The sequence below is a fragment of the Mesorhizobium sp. M1A.F.Ca.ET.072.01.1.1 genome, from assembly GCF_004023325.1.
In the GTDB taxonomy this organism is placed as follows: Bacteria; Pseudomonadota; Alphaproteobacteria; order Rhizobiales; family Rhizobiaceae; genus Mesorhizobium.
Genome location: NZ_RZSF01000616.1, coordinates 1 through 1,566 on the forward strand (window position 1 = coordinate 1; position 1,566 = coordinate 1,566).

General features: G+C 63.3%; 2 protein-coding genes. Both read right to left on the reverse strand.

What is annotated here, in order from left to right:
* The coding region (locus tag EOA32_RS36955) for an extracellular solute-binding protein (protein ID WP_128374288.1) at positions 1–865 on the reverse strand (865 nt) is incomplete at its 3' end.
* The coding region (locus EOA32_RS36960) for an ABC transporter permease (RefSeq protein ID WP_145971506.1) at positions 862–1,566 on the reverse strand (705 nt) is incomplete at its 5' end. The genes EOA32_RS36960 and EOA32_RS36955, both read right to left, overlap by 4 nt.

The window sequence follows — 1,566 nt, forward strand, 5'->3', positions numbered from 1 at the left end:
CCATCCAGGCATAGGAGCCAGCAGGATCGAGATAGCCGATCGGATGGCCCTGATCCTGCAGGGCGGCGACGCGGCCCGACCAGGCGTCGGTCACCACGATCTCGCCCTTGGACAACAGGTCCATCAGTTCCGCGCCGGAGCTCCAGAATTTTTTGGCGAGGTCGCGCGTCTCGCGCACCTTGGCCCAGATCGTGTCCATGTCCTTGATGTTGTTGGGATCCTGTCCGGTGGCCAAAGCCGCGTACCAGACGCGCGTGGTCATGTCGGCATAGCCGCCGACCTTGCCGGCGTATTTCTTGTCGAGCAGCAGGCCGGCACCCTTTTCCTTCGCCTCCTCGGGCGAGATCACCTTGGTGTTGTAGGCGATGCCGGTGGTGCCGTAGTCGTAGGGCACCGCCGAGAGCTTTGGCGTCAGCTTGCGGAACGGCTCGATCATCGGCTGCAGCACATTCGCCATGTTGGGAATGTTGGCCTCGTTGATCTCCGAGTTCATGCCGGCATTGACGTATTTGATGTAGTAGTTGACGCCGGACGAATGCACGATCTGGAAGTCGCCGGGCTTCGCCGTCTTGATCTTGGTGATGATCTCGTTCTCGTCGCCGAACGTGCCCTGGACCACCTTGATCTTGGTCTTGGCCGTGTAGGGCTGGAAGGCGTATTTGTCGATCGCCTCCTGCACGGTTCCGCCCCAGCCGTCGAAGCGCACCTGCTCGACCGCGGCGAGCGCGCGGCTCATCCACGGCATGGAGAGGCCGGCCGAGGCCGCGGCGGCGGCGGTCAGGCTCAGAAAGGTGCGGCGGCTCAAATCGCCGTTCACGTAGCGGTCATGCAGCCGTTCCAGCCGCTTGGTGGTGGATAGTTTCATTTTGCTTCCTCCTTTGGTTCGCCTCGTCTTCTCAATTTTGTCAGGCTTTGCATGAGAACGCCGCCGATCAGCGGGATGCCGACGGTCACCAGGATCATGACCGTGCCCAGCGCATTGATCTCCGGGCTTATCGAAATCTTCAGCATCGAAAGGATTTGGGTAGGCATGGTCTCGACGCCGGCCGGCCGCCAGAACAGGCTGGCCGAGGTGTTGTCGAACGAGATGGTGAAGGCGAGCAGCGCGCCCGCCACCACCGCCGGGATGAGCAGCGGCAGCGTGATCTCGCGGAAGGACGAGAAGCGCGAGGCGCCGAGCGAAAGCGCGGCCTCCTCATAGACGCGCCGGATGCCCACCATGCGTGCCTGGGTGATCAGCACCACATAGGGCACGGCGAGCAGAATATGGCCGAGCACCAGGAGGAGCATCGTCCGCGGCTGGTCGACCGCCTTGATCAGCACCAGGAGGCCGACGCCCAGAATGGTTTCGGGCACCAGCGCCGGCAAGATCACCAGCGTGCTCAGCGTCTGCTTGCCGGGGAACTCGAAACGCACCAGCGCGAACGAGGTGACGACGCCGATCGCCGTGGTGGCGGCCGCGGTGACCAGGGCGATCCACAGCGACGTTCGGAACGCGGCCAGCACCGCCTCATTGGCCATCAGCTTGCCGTACCATTGCAGCGAAAAGCCGGTCATCGGGAAGCC